The sequence below is a fragment of the Aminobacter sp. HY435 genome, assembly GCF_027568395.1.
Lineage (GTDB): Bacteria > Pseudomonadota > Alphaproteobacteria > Rhizobiales > Rhizobiaceae > Aminobacter.
In genome coordinates this window covers 226062-242195 of the sequence record NZ_JANKZL010000005.1, presented here as the reverse complement: position 1 = coordinate 242195, position 16134 = coordinate 226062, and the positions used below count along the sequence as shown (strand labels likewise).

The 16134-nt window shown below is 62.4% G+C and carries 17 protein-coding genes and 1 tRNA gene; 8 read left to right on the top strand and 10 right to left on the bottom strand.

Going from position 1 to position 16134, the window contains the following annotated elements:
- Positions 1–566: 566 nt before the first annotated feature.
- The 3 genes from PCJ21_RS08445 to PCJ21_RS08435 all read right to left on the bottom strand — a co-directional run bounded on the left by PCJ21_RS08445 (position 567) and on the right by PCJ21_RS08435 (position 3644).
- On the bottom strand, positions 567–1424 hold the full coding sequence (locus PCJ21_RS08445) for a helix-turn-helix transcriptional regulator (protein WP_269930949.1): 858 nt from the start codon (positions 1422–1424) through the stop codon (positions 567–569).
- 542 nt (positions 1425–1966) lie between these two features.
- Positions 1967–2043 (bottom strand) — tRNA-Arg (locus tag PCJ21_RS08440).
- A 113-nt stretch (positions 2044–2156) separates the two neighbouring features.
- Complete coding sequence (locus PCJ21_RS08435; protein WP_269930948.1) at positions 2157–3644, bottom strand: sensor histidine kinase; 1488 nt, start codon at positions 3642–3644, stop codon at positions 2157–2159.
- Positions 3645–4037: 393 nt separating this feature from the next.
- Here PCJ21_RS08435 and rpmH point away from each other — a divergent pair, with 393 nt between their 5' ends.
- The 5 genes from rpmH to yihA all read left to right on the top strand — a co-directional run bounded on the left by rpmH (position 4038) and on the right by yihA (position 7969).
- A complete protein-coding gene (gene rpmH, locus PCJ21_RS08430) occupies positions 4038–4172 on the top strand; it encodes a 50S ribosomal protein L34 (protein WP_008833937.1) in 135 nt (44 codons plus the stop codon).
- 16 nt (positions 4173–4188) lie between these two features.
- Positions 4189–4557, top strand: a complete 369-nt coding sequence (rnpA, locus tag PCJ21_RS08425) for a ribonuclease P protein component (protein ID WP_269930947.1) — start codon at positions 4189–4191, stop codon at positions 4555–4557.
- Between the two features lie 9 nt (positions 4558–4566).
- Complete coding sequence (yidC, locus tag PCJ21_RS08420) at positions 4567–6372, top strand: membrane protein insertase YidC (RefSeq protein WP_269930946.1); 1806 nt, start codon at positions 4567–4569, stop codon at positions 6370–6372.
- 296 nt (positions 6373–6668) lie between these two features.
- Positions 6669–7307: a CatB-related O-acetyltransferase gene (locus tag PCJ21_RS08415; protein WP_269930945.1), complete on the top strand. Its 639-nt coding sequence runs from the start codon at positions 6669–6671 to the stop codon at positions 7305–7307.
- Positions 7304–7969 (top strand): ribosome biogenesis GTP-binding protein YihA/YsxC, encoded by a 666-nt coding sequence (yihA, locus tag PCJ21_RS08410; protein WP_269930944.1) that lies wholly within the window; start codon positions 7304–7306, stop codon positions 7967–7969. The genes PCJ21_RS08415 and yihA overlap by 4 nt, the downstream gene beginning before the upstream one ends.
- 30 nt (positions 7970–7999) lie before the next feature.
- Here yihA and msrB read toward each other — a convergent pair whose 3' ends face one another.
- The 4 genes from msrB to PCJ21_RS08390 form a co-directional block, all read right to left on the bottom strand.
- A complete protein-coding gene (gene msrB, locus PCJ21_RS08405; RefSeq protein WP_269930943.1) occupies positions 8000–8497 on the bottom strand; it encodes a peptide-methionine (R)-S-oxide reductase MsrB in 498 nt (165 codons plus the stop codon).
- Between the two features lie 160 nt (positions 8498–8657).
- On the bottom strand, positions 8658–9209 hold the full coding sequence (locus PCJ21_RS08400; protein ID WP_269930942.1) for a fasciclin domain-containing protein: 552 nt from the start codon (positions 9207–9209) through the stop codon (positions 8658–8660).
- A gap of 259 nt (positions 9210–9468) precedes the next feature.
- Entirely contained in the window at positions 9469–10197 is a 729-nt protein-coding gene (locus tag PCJ21_RS08395) for an anti-sigma factor (RefSeq protein WP_269930941.1), read from the bottom strand.
- Positions 10194–10733, bottom strand: a complete 540-nt coding sequence (locus tag PCJ21_RS08390; protein WP_269930940.1) for a sigma-70 family RNA polymerase sigma factor — start codon at positions 10731–10733, stop codon at positions 10194–10196. The genes PCJ21_RS08395 and PCJ21_RS08390 overlap by 4 nt, the downstream gene beginning before the upstream one ends.
- Before the next feature lie 164 nt (positions 10734–10897).
- Here PCJ21_RS08390 and argB point away from each other — a divergent pair, with 164 nt between their 5' ends.
- Both argB and PCJ21_RS08380 read left to right on the top strand, forming a co-directional pair.
- Positions 10898–11800: an acetylglutamate kinase gene (gene argB, locus PCJ21_RS08385; protein WP_269930939.1), complete on the top strand. Its 903-nt coding sequence runs from the start codon at positions 10898–10900 to the stop codon at positions 11798–11800.
- 161 nt (positions 11801–11961) lie between these two features.
- Positions 11962–12744: a DUF1194 domain-containing protein gene (locus PCJ21_RS08380; RefSeq protein WP_269930938.1), complete on the top strand. Its 783-nt coding sequence runs from the start codon at positions 11962–11964 to the stop codon at positions 12742–12744.
- Positions 12745–12752: 8 nt separating this feature from the next.
- Here the strand turns inward: PCJ21_RS08380 and PCJ21_RS08375 are convergent, their stop codons facing one another.
- Positions 12753–13229 carry an Lrp/AsnC family transcriptional regulator gene (locus tag PCJ21_RS08375; protein ID WP_269930937.1) on the bottom strand — a complete coding sequence of 159 codons (477 nt, stop codon included), beginning with the start codon at positions 13227–13229 and terminating at the stop codon, positions 12753–12755.
- Positions 13230–13363: 134 nt separating this feature from the next.
- On the opposite strand from PCJ21_RS08375, the gene phhA reads away from it, so the two are divergent.
- On the top strand, positions 13364–14197 hold the full coding sequence (gene phhA / locus PCJ21_RS08370; protein WP_269930936.1) for a phenylalanine 4-monooxygenase: 834 nt from the start codon (positions 13364–13366) through the stop codon (positions 14195–14197).
- An 18-nt stretch (positions 14198–14215) separates the two neighbouring features.
- Here the strand turns inward: phhA and PCJ21_RS08365 are convergent, their stop codons facing one another.
- Positions 14216–15121, bottom strand: a complete 906-nt coding sequence (locus PCJ21_RS08365; protein ID WP_269930935.1) for a DMT family transporter — start codon at positions 15119–15121, stop codon at positions 14216–14218.
- Positions 15122–15241: 120 nt separating this feature from the next.
- Positions 15242–16003 carry a GGDEF domain-containing protein gene (locus PCJ21_RS08360; RefSeq protein ID WP_269930934.1) on the bottom strand — a complete coding sequence of 254 codons (762 nt, stop codon included), beginning with the start codon at positions 16001–16003 and terminating at the stop codon, positions 15242–15244.
- Between the last annotated feature and the right edge of the window lie 131 nt (positions 16004–16134).

Sequence of the window (16134 nt, the reverse complement as noted above, 5' to 3'; positions counted from 1 at the left end):
TCGAGCCGTTCAGGCAGCTGGCAGTCCCATACGTTGTATCGGCATTGCTTAGCGCGGTGGGCAGGCGACTTGCGACGGAACCAAAGCCCTCCCGGAACACCACGGTCTGCGCCTGAGCTGGCGACGCCATCGCACACACAGCCATCGCCCAGAACGTCAACAGGATCGGGGCGACGGTCATCAGCGGCCTTGGCCACGCTGGTACGCTTTCCGGGCAATGTGAGGGAGCCTCATTCGAGGGGCCGACTCCTGCCCCATCTCGCGAAAGCCGAACGAAACGACGCACCGCCGCCGACAGCGAACGTGACAAAAGCATGGACAGCCCCCTCGTCTGCGAAATCTTCCGGGGACGGGGCGGCCGTGAACCTTGTCCTGCCCGAGATGTCGCGCCGGACCTCCGCCAGGTCGCCCGTGTTGCCGCGTCGATGTCTCGGGCCGGCAGCCCAGCGCCGGCAGATTTCTACATGCTCAGGAGAAGCATGGCCTTGGCCAAACGTATTTCAGGATATGCCGGCGCTATCAGGAAACCACGCCAATTTGCAGTCCGTCGGGCTGGTGAGCGCGGCCTATTTGGCCGGGCGCAGTTGGGCCGGTGTAATGCCGCGATGCTTGCGCAGCGTCGCGGTCAGATGGCTCTGGCTGGAGAAGCCGCTGAGATGGGCGACATCGGCGATGCTCGACCAGCCCAGGGCCAGTATGCTCGCCGCATGGTCGAGGCGCAGATTGGTGAGATATTCGTGCGGACGCTGCCCGAAGCTCTTGCCAAAAGCCTGGATGAAATGGCTCGGCGAAAGCTGGCATTCAGCAGCCAGTTCCGCGACAGTGATCTTGCCGGCAAAGTTGGCCGCGAGATAATCGCGCGCACGGCGCTCGTTCTGCGGCGAAAGCCCGCCGGTCCTTCTGCATTTCTGGCCAGCAATGTCCGTGAAGTTTCGGAGCAAATGCACGCCGAACACAGTAATCAGCGAATCGAGATAGAGTTCGTTGACGGGGGCTCTGGTTGTCAGTTCCGTCTTCAACAGGCCAGCCAACTGGAGAGCCCAGGGGCCCGGCACCTTGGCCTGGACCGGTTGCAGCTCGAACATTTCCGTGTCGAACTCGTGCCCGGCAAGTTCTTGCAGGCTGGCCGGGGTGATGACGATCGCCACGCTCTCGCGCCTCGTCGACCAGGCGGTGACCCCCGCCCCCGTGGCCGGAACCAACCCTATCCCCCCCAGCGGAATGTCGAAATTCTGCATCGGGCCGCCGTTGAGGGACGACCGCACGCCCGGCACGGAGGTAAGGAACACCGTCGCGTAATGCGCTTCTGCGACAAGCGAAGCCTCGCCGGGGTCCTTGATAGAGTGGATTGCACCACCCCTTGCGGTAGACGCGCGCACGTCTTGTGAAGGCGGTACAAAATCAAGAACGTTAGCACCGCTCATCTTGCAATCTGCGCGTGTATGCAATTTCAGTAATACTCACGTAATATTGCCCATACTTCGATATATAGTTTTCATCGAAATACAATATGGATTCTTGCCTATCATTAAACTTTATTGAACACGCGCCTGGAACACGAATACAAGCCAGCGGCGATGATCCGCAAACCGTACACCAACCGCTCCTATTCGTTGGTCGGGCCGTCGATCGGAGCCGATGTCGAATGGCAGACAGCTACACCGGGCAGCCACGCCATCGGCCATCGTTCGTTTTCCCGTAGACGGCACCCTGCACTACCTGCAGACGTTTCCTGGTGCGGCAAGCGCTGCCCAACGGCACGGCCGGGAAGTCGACCGGCTGGCCGCCCCTGCGCGACAACCTCTCTTAGGGAATGCCAGCGCTGACGCAGTCCCGGCGTATGTTCGGCAAGGAAGGAGATGTCCCGTGGCGTGCCGGGACATGCCGCATCGCAACCTCGAAGGGTGACTTAGCCAACGCCACAACAGGGGTAGTGGTCAAACCCCGAAGCGATTTGGTTGGAGAGTGGCGCGCCCGAAAGGATTCGAACCTCTGACCCCCAGATTCGTAGTCTGGTGCTCTATCCAGCTGAGCTACGGGCGCGCATTGGACCGTCACGACGGTCGCTCACTTCGGCCGGATGGGCCGCAGCGATTGGCGCTACCTAACGGCTGGCTTTGGGAATTGCAAGCCGGTGCCGGCAAAGTTTTTTGCGATCAAGCCGGCCGACGCAAATTGCTGCGCGCCTCGTCGAGGCGAACCGGCTGGTCCGGAATGGTGACGGCAAAGACGGTGCGGCCACCGGCGCTCTCGACAAGCTCGATCGTTCCCCCATGCGCGCGCACGAGTTCGTGGGCGATGGCCAGGCCCAGGCCCGTTCCGCCGCTGCGGGCCGAGCCGCGGAAGGCGGCGAAAAGGTTCTCGCGCGCCTTTTGCGGCAACCCTGGCCCGGTGTCGGCGACAAGGATGCGGCTAACGCTGCCTTCCCGCTCGGCATAGACGGTCAGGCGGTTGACGATGGCGCTGTCGTCGGACCCCGACATCGCCTGAACGGCATTGCGGCACAGGTTGGTCAGCACCCGGAACAGTTGGTCCGGATCGGCGTCGATCTCGAACTCATTGTCCACGGCATTGAAGAACTCGATGCCGGACTCGGGGTCGAACCCGAGCAGCCCATGCACGTCATCGACCAGTTGCCGCAGCCTGAGGCGGCGCCGCGCCGGCGGCAATTCCTGGGCGCGGCCGTAGGCGAGAACGTTTTCCGAATAGGAGACGGCGCGATCCAGCGTCCTGATCAGCTTCGGCGCGAAAGCCTGCACGGTCGGATCCTTGACCATGCGCAGGCGGTCCGACATCAGCTGGGCCGAGGCAAGAATGTTGCGCATGTCGTGATTGATCTTGGAAACGGCCAGGCCGAGATCGGCCAGGTGCTTCTGCTCGCTCAGCATCCTTTGCAGGCGGGCCTGCATCGCCGACAATTCACGCTCGGCGACACCGATCTCGTCGGCCCGCGCTTCCGGTTCGATGACCCCCGCCGGATCGTCGGGCGCCGAGGAAAACGTCAGCATCGAGCGCGTCATGGCGCGGATGGGGCGGATCATGATGCGATCGATGGCGTAGTAGACCAGGGCGGCGGTGAACAACGATATCAGGAGCGAGACGACGACAATGTAGCGCGCGTTGGCAAGCATGGCGCGGTGCAGCCGATAGTCGGGCAGCACCAGCTCGAACTCCTTGGTGCTCTCGCCGACGGTGCCGTAGACGCGCAGCATGCGGCTGCCGCCGAACAGCAGCGCGTCGATGGCGGCGGGCATCGAGCCCAGCACCGTGACCTGGTTGATCGCGATGTGCGCGTCGACCTGCGGCGGCATGTCCGAGACCACCAGAAGCCGCGACGCGCCGCCGTCGCGAACTGCGATCGCCTTGGCGCCAATCGCCGCCAGAACGTCGTTCTGCGCCGAGCGCGACAGCGTCGCGGGGTCGCCCTGCACCAGGATGGTCGCAACCGCAGCCGCGGTCGCAAGCCGCTCCTCGAGCCAGCGGATGCGGAACGACGACATCGACGGCAGGAAGAACAGCACTTCGGCAAACAGCACAAAGGCCACGGTGAGAAGCAGCAGCTTGGCGGAAAGTCCGCGCGCCAGCGGAACCGAATGCCCGGCCTGCTTGTCAGTATCCGAACCGTTTTCGGCTGCTTCAGTCATGCGCGTCTTTTGTTACAGGGTCCCGAACGGGGATGCCGGCTGTCCGCCGAGTGCAGCGCAACAGGCCAACAACTTGCCTGGCGCGCCTTACATTCCCCACTCCGCCAAAGATAGGTCATCGCCGCACAGATGCAAATTCCGTTGCCAAATGCCCACCCGGCGCCAATGTTGGCCTGCCGCCATGTCGCCCCGACAACACATTCCGCCCGGAAAACAACCGCAAGTGGCAGACGCGCGGGCGGATTGACTCGGCATCATCATGTTTCTATAAGCCCGCACACGCTCGGGCCCCGCTTCCGTCGCGGTTTCTTATCGCGTCGAGGCAAGCCGAGCCAAGCTCCTGTTACAAAGTGACAGAATCAAGAAGGGCCGCACCCCGCGGTATTAAAACAAATGAAGCGTACCTATCAGCCGTCCAAACTCGTCCGTAAGCGCCGTCATGGTTTCCGTGCTCGCATGGCTACCAAGGGTGGTCGTGGCGTCGTCGCAGCTCGCCGCAACCGCGGCCGCAAGCGGCTCTCCGCCTAAGCCATAGGCGGGAACCTTGCCCGCTGACGGCAAGCCAAAGGGGTCTGCTCCGCATGGAAGCGGCCCCGAACGGCTTCTGAAAAGAAAACAGTTTCTGGCCGTCCGCCGCGGTGACAAGCGGCGTGGGCGGTTTTTTCTCGTCGAGGTCCTGGACCGCGGCGATGAGGCAGAGCCGCGGGTCGGCTTCACCGTCACCAAAAAGGTCGGCAACGCCGTTGTGCGCAACCGGGTTCGCAGGCGTCTCAAAGAGGCCGTCCGCACCCATGCCGCAGGTGACATGGCTGCCGGCAAGGACTATGTGATCGTCGGGCGCGAAGATGTGCTCGCCGCCCCCTTCGGCCAGATCACGGCTGAACTTTCTCGGCGAATTCGCGGAACGCGATAAGGGCTTTCGATGGAAAACAACCGGAACTTCTTCATCACCATCGCCTTGTCGGTGCTGATCCTGACGCTGTGGCAGGTGTTCTACATGAACCCGCGCATCGAGACGCAGCGCGAAACAGCGCGCATCGAGGCCGAACGCGTCGCCAAGGAACAGCCCGCCGCGCAGCCTGGCGCGACAACGCCGGCGCAGCCGCAGGGCGGCATTCCCGGCGCACCGTCGGCAACGCCCGCAGCGGCCGTCGAAACCCGCACCCAGGCGATCGACGCATCCAAGCGCGTCGCCCTCGACACGCCGAGCCTGAAAGGCTCGATCAACCTGACCGGCGCGCGCATCGACGACGTCAGCCTGAAGGGCTATCGCGTCACGGTCGAACCGAATTCGCCGATCATCGAGCTTTTGAACCCGCAGGCGCTGCCCAGCGGCTTCTATGGCGAGGTCGGTTTCGTCGGCAACGAGGCAACTGGCATCGTCCCCGGTCCCGACACCGTCTGGACCGTTGAAGGCAATGCAACGCTGACGCCTGCAACGCCCGTCACCCTGACCTACGTCAACGACAAGGGCCTGACATTCAAGCGCCAGATTGCCGTCGACCACGAGTACATGTTCACGATCACCGACACGGTGACCAACAGCGGCGGCGCCGATGTCGCGCTGTCGAACTACGGCCGCATCACCCGCTTCGACAAGCCGCTGCATGCCTCGACATACGTGCTGCACGAAGGCCTGATCGGCGTTACCGGGACCGAAGGCCTGCAGGAAATCAAGTACTCGACGATCGAGGACGAAAAGCAGGTTCTGCCCGGCAAGTCGACGGACGGCTGGCTCGGCATCACCGACAAGTACTGGGCGGCAGCTCTTGTGCCCTCGGGCAAGCAGCCCTTCCAGCCGCGCTATTCCTATTTCGATGACGGTCGTCCGCGCTACCAGTCGGACTACCTGACCGATCCGATCACCGTTCCGGCCGGCCAGTCTGCGACCGTGGAAACGCTGGTGTTCGCCGGCGCCAAGGAAGTTGGCGTTATCAACGCCTATGAGAAGGACCGCCAGATCCGCCAGTTCGAGCTTCTGATCGACTGGGGCTGGTTCTACTTCCTGACCAAGCCGATGTTCTGGCTGATCGACACGCTGTACAAGTTCCTTGGCAATTTCGGCCTGGCGATCCTCGCCACCACCGTCATCGTCAAGGCCATCTTCTTCCCGCTCGCCAACAAGTCGTACAAGTCGATGGCGAACATGAAGAAGGTGCAGCCGAAGATGCTTGAAATCCGCGAGAAGTACGCGGACGACAAGATGAAGCAGCAGCAGGCGATGATGGAGCTGTACAAGACCGAGAAGATCAACCCGCTGGCGGGTTGCTGGCCGGTCCTGATCCAGATCCCGGTGTTTTTCGCGCTGTACAAGGTGCTCTACGTCACCATCGAAATGCGCCATGCGCCGTTCTTCGGCTGGATCCACGATCTTGCGGCGCCAGATCCGACGTCTATCTTCAACCTGTTTGGCCTGCTGCCCTGGGCGGTGCCTGCGTTCCTGCTCATCGGCGTCTGGCCGATCATCATGGGCATCACGATGTTCCTGCAGATGCGCATGAACCCGACGCCTCCAGATCCGACCCAGGCAATGATCTTCACCTGGATGCCGATCATCTTCACGTTCATGCTGGCCTCGTTCCCGGCCGGTCTGGTGATCTACTGGGCCTGGAACAACACGCTGTCGATCCTGCAGCAGGGCTTCATCATGAAGCGCCAGGGCGCCAAGATCGAGCTCTGGGACAATCTGATCGCGCTGTTCAAGAAGAAACCAAAGCCGGCCGAATAGGCCACCCCGCTCAACGAGAAAAACCCCGGCGCGCCGGGGTTTTTTTGTGCCCGCAGCACAGCGGAACGTGGCTGAAACTTTTCCTGCGGCCCAGCCGTAGCTAGGGGATGCCCCGCGCATCAGTTGCGGGGTGGCGGTTTCTGGCCATCCCCCCGGCCAGCATAGAACCGTCTCGGCAAGGCCGGGGTCTTGCATATCCCTTGCGAGACCCCGGTTTGCCCGGCTGCTGCGGGTATATTGCATGGCGCGACAGCGAATGTTCAGATGAACTGCCGCGTTCACCTGGATACATCGCCATGCAAGGACCTAATCCTTCGATCAAGCACCCGATGCCGATGCACAAGCGCGTCGGCTTCCTGAAGCCGCTCGTCGATGCCGAAAACATCGAGATCGGCGACTTCACCTATTACGACGATCCCGAGGGGCCGGATCTCTTCCAGCAGAAATGCGTGCTGCACCACTATCCGTTCATCGGCGACAAGCTGGTCATCGGCAAGTTCTGCGCCATCGCCGAAGGCGCTCGCTTCATCATGAACGGCGCCAATCACGCGATGTCGGGTTTTTCGACCTATCCGTTCAACATCTTCGGCCATGGCTGGGAGGACGGTTTCGACGTCGCGACCTGGCAACAGGAGGTGCGCGGCGACACAATCATCGGCAACGACGTGTGGATCGGCATGGAAGCGGTGATCCTGCCGGGCGTTCATATCGGCGACGGAGCCATAATCGCGGCGAAATCAGTTGTCAGCCGCCACGTGCCGCCGTATGCGATCGTAGCCGGCAATCCCTCGACGGTCGTCAAGAGACGCTTCGACGACAAGACAATCGAAAAGCTGCTGGCGATCGCCTGGTGGAACTGGCCGGCAGAAAAGATCGGCCGCAACCTCAACGCCATCAGAGGCTCGGATATCTCTTTACTGGAGGCAGCGGCTTGACCGAACAAACAACGACAAACGGCAACTTGAGCACCGAGGTGTTCAAGCGCCCATGGGTGTTCATCCGTGGCGTGCCATCAATGAAGTTCCTGCCGCCGGAAGGACCGCCGGAAATCGCATTCGCCGGCCGCTCCAATGTCGGCAAGTCTTCGCTGATCAACGGCCTGGTTCGGCACAACGGCCTGGCGCGCACCTCGAACACGCCGGGACGCACCCAGGAACTCAACTACTTCGTACCCGACGGCTATTCGGGAGAGGCCGGCGACCTGCCACCGATGGCGCTGGTCGACATGCCGGGCTACGGCTATGCGCAGGCGCCCAAGGAGCAGGTCGACCAGTGGACCAAGCTGGTGTTCGACTATCTGCGCGGCCGCGTGACCCTGAAGCGCGTCTACCTGCTGATCGATTCCCGCCACGGCATCAAGAAGAACGACGAGGAGGTACTGACCCTGCTCGACAAGGCCGCCATCTCCTACCAGATCGTGCTGACCAAGACCGACAAGATCAAGGCTGCGGCGGTGCCGAAGCTGATCGAGGATACGCTTCTCAAGATCAAGAAGCGCGCCGCCGCCTTCCCGACCGTCATCGCGACGTCGTCGGAAAAGAACGAAGGCATGGACGAGTTGCGCGAGGCCATCACGCTTGTTGTCAACGGCGGCTGACCGCGGCAGCTAACGATCGCCGGCCGGGCGTTACGCCGCGGCCGGCCTGAAGGCGAGCGCCAGCCCGTTGATGCAATGGCGCTTGCCGGTCGGCGGCGGACCGTCGTCGAAGACATGGCCAAAGTGTCCGCCGCAGCGGCGGCAATGCACTTCGGTGCGGGTCATGAGCAGCGAGTTGTCGGTGCGGGTCCCGACAGCATTGGGCTCGGCCTGCCAGAATGACGGCCATCCCGTGCCGGAATCGAACTTGGTGTCGGACGAATAGGCCGCCAGGTCGCAGCCGGCGCAATGGAAGACACCCTTGCGGTGCTCGTTGAGCAATGGGCTCGTCCATGGCCGTTCGGTGTCTTCCTGGCGCAGCACGGCGAACTGCGCATCCGAGAGGATGCCACGCCATTCGGCGTCGGTCCTGGTGACCTCGAAACTTTCAGCATTGGCCGGGTTCGACAGGATCAGGCGTCGGGGAAGCAACGCGGCGGCGACAAGCGCGATGGCAGCGCTGCCGAGCAGAAGCATACGGCGGTTCATGGCTTCACCTCCGCTGCGACCATAGCGCCGTGTCGCTTCAGCGCGAAATCAACACGCCTTGAGCGACAAGGACGGCGCCCCACAGCGGCACGGAGAGGGCCGTTGCGGGACGCTTTGCCGGTTGCGCCCGTGAGCAAAGGACGCAACCCGTGACCGGCGGTTACATCTTCGGCAGGAGCACCTTGTCGATGACATGGATGACGCCATTCGACTGCTCGACATTGGCGATGGTGACGTTGGCGACGTTGCCGTTCTCGTCCTCGATCATCACCTTGTCGCCGTCATACTTGGCGGTCCAGGTGCAACCACCAACAGTCTTGACGGGGTGAGCACCCTTGTCGTCGTCGACCATCTTCTTGATGTCAGCCGACATCGCCTTGGCACCGACGACGTGGCAGGTCAGGATCTTGGTCAGCTTGTCCTTGTTCTCGGGCTTCAGCAGGGTTTCGACCGTACCGGCCGGAAGTGCCGCGAAAGCCTCATTGGTCGGGGCGAAGACGGTGAATGGGCCCTTGCCCTGCAGGGTCTCGACCAGGCCGGCAGCCTTGACGGCGGCAACGAGCGTGGTGTGATCCTTCGAGTTGACGGCGTTCTCGACGATGTTCTTGTCGGCGAACATTGCAGCACCGCCAACCATAGGATTCTCGGCATAAGCCATGGTAGCAAGAGCAGAGAACGCGCCGGCGAGCAATGCGAGAGAGATCTTACGCATATCGTAACTCCTTGGATTGTTTTCCGAATTGGAAAGGCAAAAGAAGTTACGATGGATAATTCAAACAAGTTTCGCCAAAACCCGCATTTTTGCAAATTATTCTTTCAATGCTTCGATATGTATTTGGCAAACACAGTAGATACGTTTTCATCGCTTGAAAAGTTTCAGGTTCAACAAATTTTTCTGCCGACCAAACCATTGCACGGGCGCAGCAACACTGCCGGCAAGCCAACCCCATCAGATCACCATGTCGACAAGGTCAGATGTCGCGAAGATCGCCTGCAGCGACGACAGGTCCAGTCGGCTGTCCGGTCGGAGAACCACCCGTCGGCTCGAGGCTGACGGCGAGGACCGCGCCGGCGGCGAGCTTGTCGCGCATGTCCTGCTTGACCGGCATCTTCATCGAGGCGCCTGCTGGGATGACGCCCATCGACACCGGCGGGTTGTTGCCCTCGATCATCCAGAGCTCGAAATCCCTGTCGGCGCCGCGTTCGCCCGCCACATGCGCCAGACCGATCTCGCCGCTGTGGGCATCATACATGACCATGTACTTCACATCGCTGCCATCGGCGGCGAGAGTCGCGACCATGCGCTCCTGCGGCGCCTGCACCGGCGGATTGACATAGGGAACGGCGACATAGAGAGCCAGCGCCGCCACGGCTGCGGCTGCCAGCCCGCGCCAGAGGGCAAGGCTGGACCACAAGCCTGGCGAAGGCGCTGCCGAGGATGGCAGTTGGACAGCGGTTGCAAGACGCCGGTCGATGGCCGGCTTGATGGCCGCCGGCGGCTCAACCTCCGGATAGGCGGAAGCCAGCGGCGCAAAGCGCAGCTCCCACTGGTCGACGAGACGGGCGAAAGCCGGCTCGCCGTCGATACGGGAGGAGGCCTGGCGCCGCTCGTCGGCCGGCAGGACGCCAAGAACGTACTCGGCGGCGAAGATGTCGTCGCCCCCTTCCCATTCCGGTCCGCTGTTTTCCGCCAGTGTCATCGCTCAAGACATTCCCTAAGTTTTTGCAGGCTGCGACGCAGCCATGTGCGCATGGTGTTCAGCGGCACGCCGTGGCGTTCCGCGAGTTCGACATAGCTCTCCCCCTTGAGGTAGGCGCCCCGAACGGCAGCCGCCCGATCCTTTTCCAGTTCCTCGAGACAGCCGTAGATGCGCTCGGCTTCACCGCCGGCGACCGCCGAAGCCTCGGGACCTGGACTGGGATCTGCAACCTCAAGCGCCTCGTCGATGTTGACGGTCACCTGGCGCCTTGACCTGAGACGATCGATCGCATGATTGCGGGCGATCGCGACAAGCCACGAAATAGGGCTGAGATCGGAAGCCGCGAACCGGTCGGCCTTCGTCCAGATCTTGACGAAGACCTCCTGCAGCGCCTCCTCGGCCTCCGCCCTGTCATTCAATACACGCAAGCAGACGCCGAAAAGTTTCGCGCTGGTCTGCCGGTAGAGCAGATCGAAGGCGCCGCGGTCCTTCATGGAAGTCCGCACAATCAGCTTGGTGATGTCTTGCGGCGTCATGCCCGCAACTTACGTTGCGAGCAACGAATTGCAACTGCTGTTTCATGCAAGGCACAGCCTGCAACCACATCCAGGACAACCTCACCTGCGTTGGCGTCTAACCATTTGATCGCCGCCGGAATTCCGGCTAATACCCCGGCCAAATTTCCATTAATCCGGGGACAATGCCGATGACGACGAACGTCGCCGCCAACGCCGAAATGCAGGCAGCTCTGCTTTCAGCCGCCCTGCCCTATATGCAGCGCTACGAAAACAAGACCGTCGTGGTGAAATACGGCGGCCACGCCATGGGTGACGTGACGCTCGGCCGGGCCTTCGCCCGCGACATCGCGCTCCTCAAGCAGTCGGGCGTCAACCCGATCGTCGTGCATGGCGGCGGCCCGCAGATCGGGGCGATGCTGACCAAGATGGGCATCGAATCGAAGTTCGAGGGCGGCCTGCGCGTTACCGACCAGAAGACGGTCGAGATCGTCGAGATGGTGCTGGCAGGCTCGATCAACAAGGAGATCGTGGCCCTCATCAACGCCGAGGGCGAATGGGCGATCGGCCTGTGCGGCAAGGACGGCAACATGGTCTTCGCCGAAAAGGCCAAGAAGACGATGGTCGACCCTGACTCGAACATCGAAAAGGTGCTCGACCTCGGCTTCGTCGGCGAACCGGTCGAAGTCGACCGCACGCTGCTCGACCTCCTGGCGCGCTCGGAGATGATCCCGGTCATCGCCCCTGTCGCCCCCGGGCGCGACGGCCACACCTACAACATCAACGCCGACACCTTCGCCGGCGCCATCGCGGGTGCGGTCAAGGCCTCGCGGCTGCTGTTCCTGACCGACGTGCCAGGCGTGCTCGACAAGGACAAGAAGCTGATCGACGAATTGACTGTCGCCGACGCCAAGGCGCTGATCAAGGACGGCACGATCTCCGGCGGCATGATCCCCAAGGTCGAGACCTGCATCGAGGCGATCGAGCGCGGCGTCGAAGGCGTCGTCATCCTCAACGGCAAGACGCCGCATTCGGTGCTGCTCGAGCTGTTCACCGAGCACGGCGCCGGCACGCTGATCGTGCCGTAAGCAGCTACCACCAAGCTGCCCCGATGGACCAAGACAGGCCGGCTTTTGCCGGCCTTGTCGTTTCAAGGACAAGCCTCGTATTCACGAAGCATTGAAGCGCCGCAGCTTTCATTTTTCCCGCGTTGACGCACACTGGTTGCGGGTCCCTCGGACGACGAACCATGCTGGCTGCGCTGGCGCTGATCCTGTGCACGAGTTGCGAACTGCCTGCCGCGCCGATCACCGCCGTGGACGCGGGGTCCGTGGATGTCGAACTGGTTCTGGCCGTCGATGTTTCGAGCTCGATGGACGAAGGCGAGTTCGCACTGCAACGGGCAGGCTACGTCAAGGCGCTGCGCCATCCCGACTTCATCACTGCGGTGCAGTCGGGCGTGCGCGGGCGCATCGCGGTGACCTATTTCGAGTGGGCCGGCTCGGTCTTGCAGGACTCGATCATTCCCTGGCAGATCATCGACAGCCCGGAAAGCGCGGACGACTTCGCCGACAAACTGGCGCAGAGGCCGATCGTAGGTTCCGGCGGCACCTCGATTTCGAACGCGGTCGCCTTCGGCGCGGACCTCCTGGAGCAGAACGGATTCCGGGCAGAGAAGAAGGTCATCGACATTTCCGGCGATGGACCGAACAACACCGGGGCGCCAGTGGAGGTCGCCCGCAACAATGCTGTCGCGAACGGCATCGTCATCAACGGTTTGCCGATTCTCATCCATCCGACCGAGACGCTCGAAGGCATCGACCGCTACTATGCCGACTGCGTGACCGGAGGCCCCGGCTCGTTCGTCCTGCCCGTACATGTCGCCTCGGAATTCGTCACGGCCATCCGCCGCAAGCTGGTACTCGAGATCAGCGGGCTTACGCCCGGGCCGGGACCCGCCGCCCTGAAGCCGGTGAACCTGGTCAAATGCATGGTCGGCGAGAACTACCGGCTCGTCTATCCCAAGCCCTAGTCGCTCCCCTATCCTCGCAAATGCCCGAGCGGCACGTGCCCCGGACCTTTGATGTTCTGCAGTACCAGTTGCGTGTGCACGTCGCGCACGCCTGAAAACCGCATCAGCCGATGCATGACGAAGGCGTTGAGGTCGTCGACCTCGGGCACCATCACATGCAGCAGGAAGTCGTAGTCGCCGGTCATGGTCCAGCACGCCGAGACCTCGTCCATGAGCTGGACGGCGGCGATGAACTTTTCCGGCGAACCGTCGCTATGGCTGACCAGCCTGACCTGTACGAACACTTCGACCATCAGGCCCACCGCGCGCCGGCTGATGTTGGCGGAAAAGCCCTTGATGACACCTGCCTGCTGCAACGCCTCGAAACGCCGCGCGGCAGGCGTGTTGGAGAGGCCTATCTCCTGCGCGATCTCGGAGACCGGCTTGCGGCCGTCGCGCTGAAGCAGCTCGAGCATGCGGACCTCGGTTTCGTCAAACTTGGGCATTTCCACCTCTCCACGCGTCCGTTTGGGTGAACATACCTCAATCTTGACCCGCACACCCGCAGATAGGTGAATTCCGCCCGTCTTGCCGCGCTACCATTGGCAAATCGCATTGCTCTGTCTGGGAGGATCGGACCATGGGTGTCAGCGTTCAGGAATACGCGCGCGAATGCGCGGCACAGGGCTTGCGCGGCGACTATTCGGTGTGCCGGGCCGATTTCACCGTCGAGCAGAAATACGACTACAGCGCAGCCGAGCAGGAAGTCTGGCGCACCTTGTGCGACCGGCAGAGCAAACTGACCAAGCGTCTGGCGCACAAATCCTATCTCGACGGCATGGAGGCGCTCAGCCTCGTCGACAGGATTCCCGATTTCCACGAGGTCAGCGACAAGCTGCGCAAGCTGAGCGGCTGGGAGATCGTCGCCGTGCCCGGGCTGATCCCGGCGCAGCCGTTCTTCGACCATCTCGCCAACCGGCGATTCCCCGTCACCAACTGGCTCCGGACGCGCGAGGAGCTCGACTACATCGTCGAGCCCGACATGTTCCACGACTTCTTCGGCCACGTGCCGGTGCTGAGCCAACCGGCTTTCGGCGATTTCATGCAGATGTACGGCGAGAAGGCCGGCGACCTGATCGAAGCAGGCGGCGGCGACATGATTACCAGGCTCTACTGGTACACCGCCGAATATGGCCTGATGCAGCAAGCAGGCCAGCCGAAGAAGGCGTTTGGCGCGGGCCTGATGTCATCCTTCACGGAGTTGCAATTCGCTGTGGAAAGCGCCGACGCCCACCACGTCGGCTTCGACATCGAAACGGTGATGCGCACGACATACGAAATCGACAAGTTCCAGCGCGCCTATTTCGTGCTGCCGTCGTTCGATGCGCTGCGCGATGCCTTCCAGCACAGCGATCTCGCCGGGATCGTCAAGCGCTTCAAGGACGCGCCGCCGCTCGATCCGGCGATGATCTGAGCAGTCGAGGCCGCCGCCCTAGCCGACGGCCAGCAGGACGAGGATGCCGCCGACGATCAATACGCAGCCGGCGACTTCCAGCTTGTTGATGCGCTCGCGGAAATAGAAAACGCTGGCGGCGAAGGTGAACAGCATCTCGATCTGGGCCAGCGACTTGACGATCGCCGCCTGCTGCAGCGTCATCGCCATGAACCAGCCGAACGACGCCGAGGCGCCGACCAGCCCGGTGAACAGAGCCGGCCGCCAGGCCTTGGCGATGCGAGGCAGTTCATCGCGCTCGCGCCAGACGATCCACGCCAGCATGACGACCGTCTGCAGGACGATGACGACTGCCAGCGTCACCGCCGCCTGCATCATGAAATTCGGCCCACCAAGCGCCAGCGATGCGGCACGGTACGCAACCGCCGAAATGCCGAAGAACGTGCCTGACGCCAGGCCGATCAGCGCATTGCGGCTGAACACCGAAGTTACCAGCGTTCGGGCGTTGAGCGCCGTGTGCGCGACCGAAATCAGCATTACGCCAAAGACGCTGATGGCGATGGCTGCAATCGCGCCTGTCGTCGCCCGTTCGCCGAGAAAGAGCAGACCAAAGAGCGCGGCCTGCGCCGGCTCGGTGCGCGAATAGGCGGTGCCGACGGCGAAGTTGCGGAACGAAAACAGGTGGATCAGCAGGAAGGTGGCGGCGATCTGGGCGAAACCGCCGACCACCGCCCAAACGAAGAACGTCGTGTTGAGGCGCGGCAGCTCGTAGCCAACCGCGAAATGCAGCACCGCCACGAAGGCGAGCGCGAAGGGAAAGCCGAAGCCGAAGCGCACGAAGGTCGCGCCGGTCGTACCCATCACGCCCTTGAGGTGCTTTTGCACCACCGACCGCAGGTTCTGCAGGAAGGCGGCAGCGATGGTGATGGGTATCCAGAGTTCCATGGGGATGTCCGTCAGAGCGACGGAAGCGTCGCGCATCCCCTGTAAGCGGCAGCGCAGCAGGGCGCAACATCAGCCTGGACGCTGGCGGTGGCCAACGCCGCCGCCCGTCCCGCGCGCGGCTCAGGCCGCTTCGGAAATCCCGTCGTCGAAGATCGCGAGATTTCGCCCGCGCGCCTTGGCCTCGTAGAGGCGCTTGTCGGCGGCGCGCATGAGTTCGGAGACATTGGCCTCGGCTGGGCAAGGTGTTCCGCCGATGCTGACGGTGAGCGGCACCGAACGTTCGTTGTCGGGCTGGAAGCGCAGCTTCTCGACCTCGGTGCGGATACGCTCGGCGACAAGCCTGGCCTCGTCGTCAGTCGCGCCGACGAGGAAGGCGCCGAATTCCTCGCCGCCGATGCGGCCGAGGACGTCGCCGCTGCGCACACCGCGCGAGATGGCGCTGGCGATCTGCAGCAGGGCCTGGTCGCCGGTTAGATGGCCAAAGCTGTCATTGATCTTCTTGAAGTGGTCGGCGTCGATGATCAACAGGGCGCCACGGTCGTTCTTGCGGCGCGAACCGTCGAGGGCGGCAAAGAAATTCTCGCGATTGAGCATACCGGTCATCTCGTCGCGGCTGGCCTTTTCGGACAGGCGGCGATGCGCCGTGGCCAGCTGCGCATGGGCGCGGGTAAGTTCATCATGCGCCACCTTGAGCTTTTCACTCTGCCAGAATGTGTGAAAAGCAAGAGGAAAGGCAATGAATAGCGGGCATATCACGCACATCAGCCAAGCAATCGGGCCAGTTGTTCCACCCAGCGCCGGGACCATGGTCAAGACCAGTGCAAGGGATCCCACGATGGAGACTGCCGTCACGAAAGTCGATTTTAGAAAGACACTTTTCAATTTCTGCTCCCTGCCGCCAACTTCAATGCCAGCTTCTCCTGAAGGTCCTCTTTCATCCCTAGTTAAAATTTGACCCAACTTGCCGAAATTAAGTCTTTGTCGCCGGCAACGATGTCGTCAGACTGGCGCTT

Bases quoted from the DNA above. Each gene is read 5' to 3' on its own strand.
- PCJ21_RS08375 (WP_269930937.1), bottom strand. From the start codon at position 13,229: ATGCCCAAGTTTGACGAAACCGAGGTCCGCATGCTCGAGCTGCTTCAG.
- rpmH (WP_008833937.1), top strand. From the start codon at position 4,038: ATGAAGCGTACCTATCAGCCGTCCAAACTCGTCCGTAAGCGCCGTCAT.
- argB (WP_269930939.1), top strand. From the start codon at position 10,898: ATGCCGATGACGACGAACGTCGCCGCCAACGCCGAAATGCAGGCAGCT.
- PCJ21_RS08400 (WP_269930942.1), bottom strand. From the start codon at position 9,209: ATGCGTAAGATCTCTCTCGCATTGCTCGCCGGCGCGTTCTCTGCTCTT.
- PCJ21_RS08435 (WP_269930948.1), bottom strand. From the start codon at position 3,644: ATGACTGAAGCAGCCGAAAACGGTTCGGATACTGACAAGCAGGCCGGG.
- PCJ21_RS08445 (WP_269930949.1), bottom strand. From the start codon at position 1,424: ATGAGCGGTGCTAACGTTCTTGATTTTGTACCGCCTTCACAAGACGTG.
- msrB (WP_269930943.1), bottom strand. From the start codon at position 8,497: ATGAACCGCCGTATGCTTCTGCTCGGCAGCGCTGCCATCGCGCTTGTC.
- phhA (WP_269930936.1), top strand. From the start codon at position 13,364: ATGGGTGTCAGCGTTCAGGAATACGCGCGCGAATGCGCGGCACAGGGC.
- PCJ21_RS08395 (WP_269930941.1), bottom strand. From the start codon at position 10,197: ATGACACTGGCGGAAAACAGCGGACCGGAATGGGAAGGGGGCGACGAC.
- PCJ21_RS08365 (WP_269930935.1), bottom strand. From the start codon at position 15,121: ATGGAACTCTGGATACCCATCACCATCGCTGCCGCCTTCCTGCAGAAC.
- PCJ21_RS08380 (WP_269930938.1), top strand. From the start codon at position 11,962: ATGCTGGCTGCGCTGGCGCTGATCCTGTGCACGAGTTGCGAACTGCCT.
- yidC (WP_269930946.1), top strand. From the start codon at position 4,567: ATGGAAAACAACCGGAACTTCTTCATCACCATCGCCTTGTCGGTGCTG.
- PCJ21_RS08415 (WP_269930945.1), top strand. From the start codon at position 6,669: ATGCAAGGACCTAATCCTTCGATCAAGCACCCGATGCCGATGCACAAG.
- PCJ21_RS08390 (WP_269930940.1), bottom strand. From the start codon at position 10,733: ATGACGCCGCAAGACATCACCAAGCTGATTGTGCGGACTTCCATGAAG.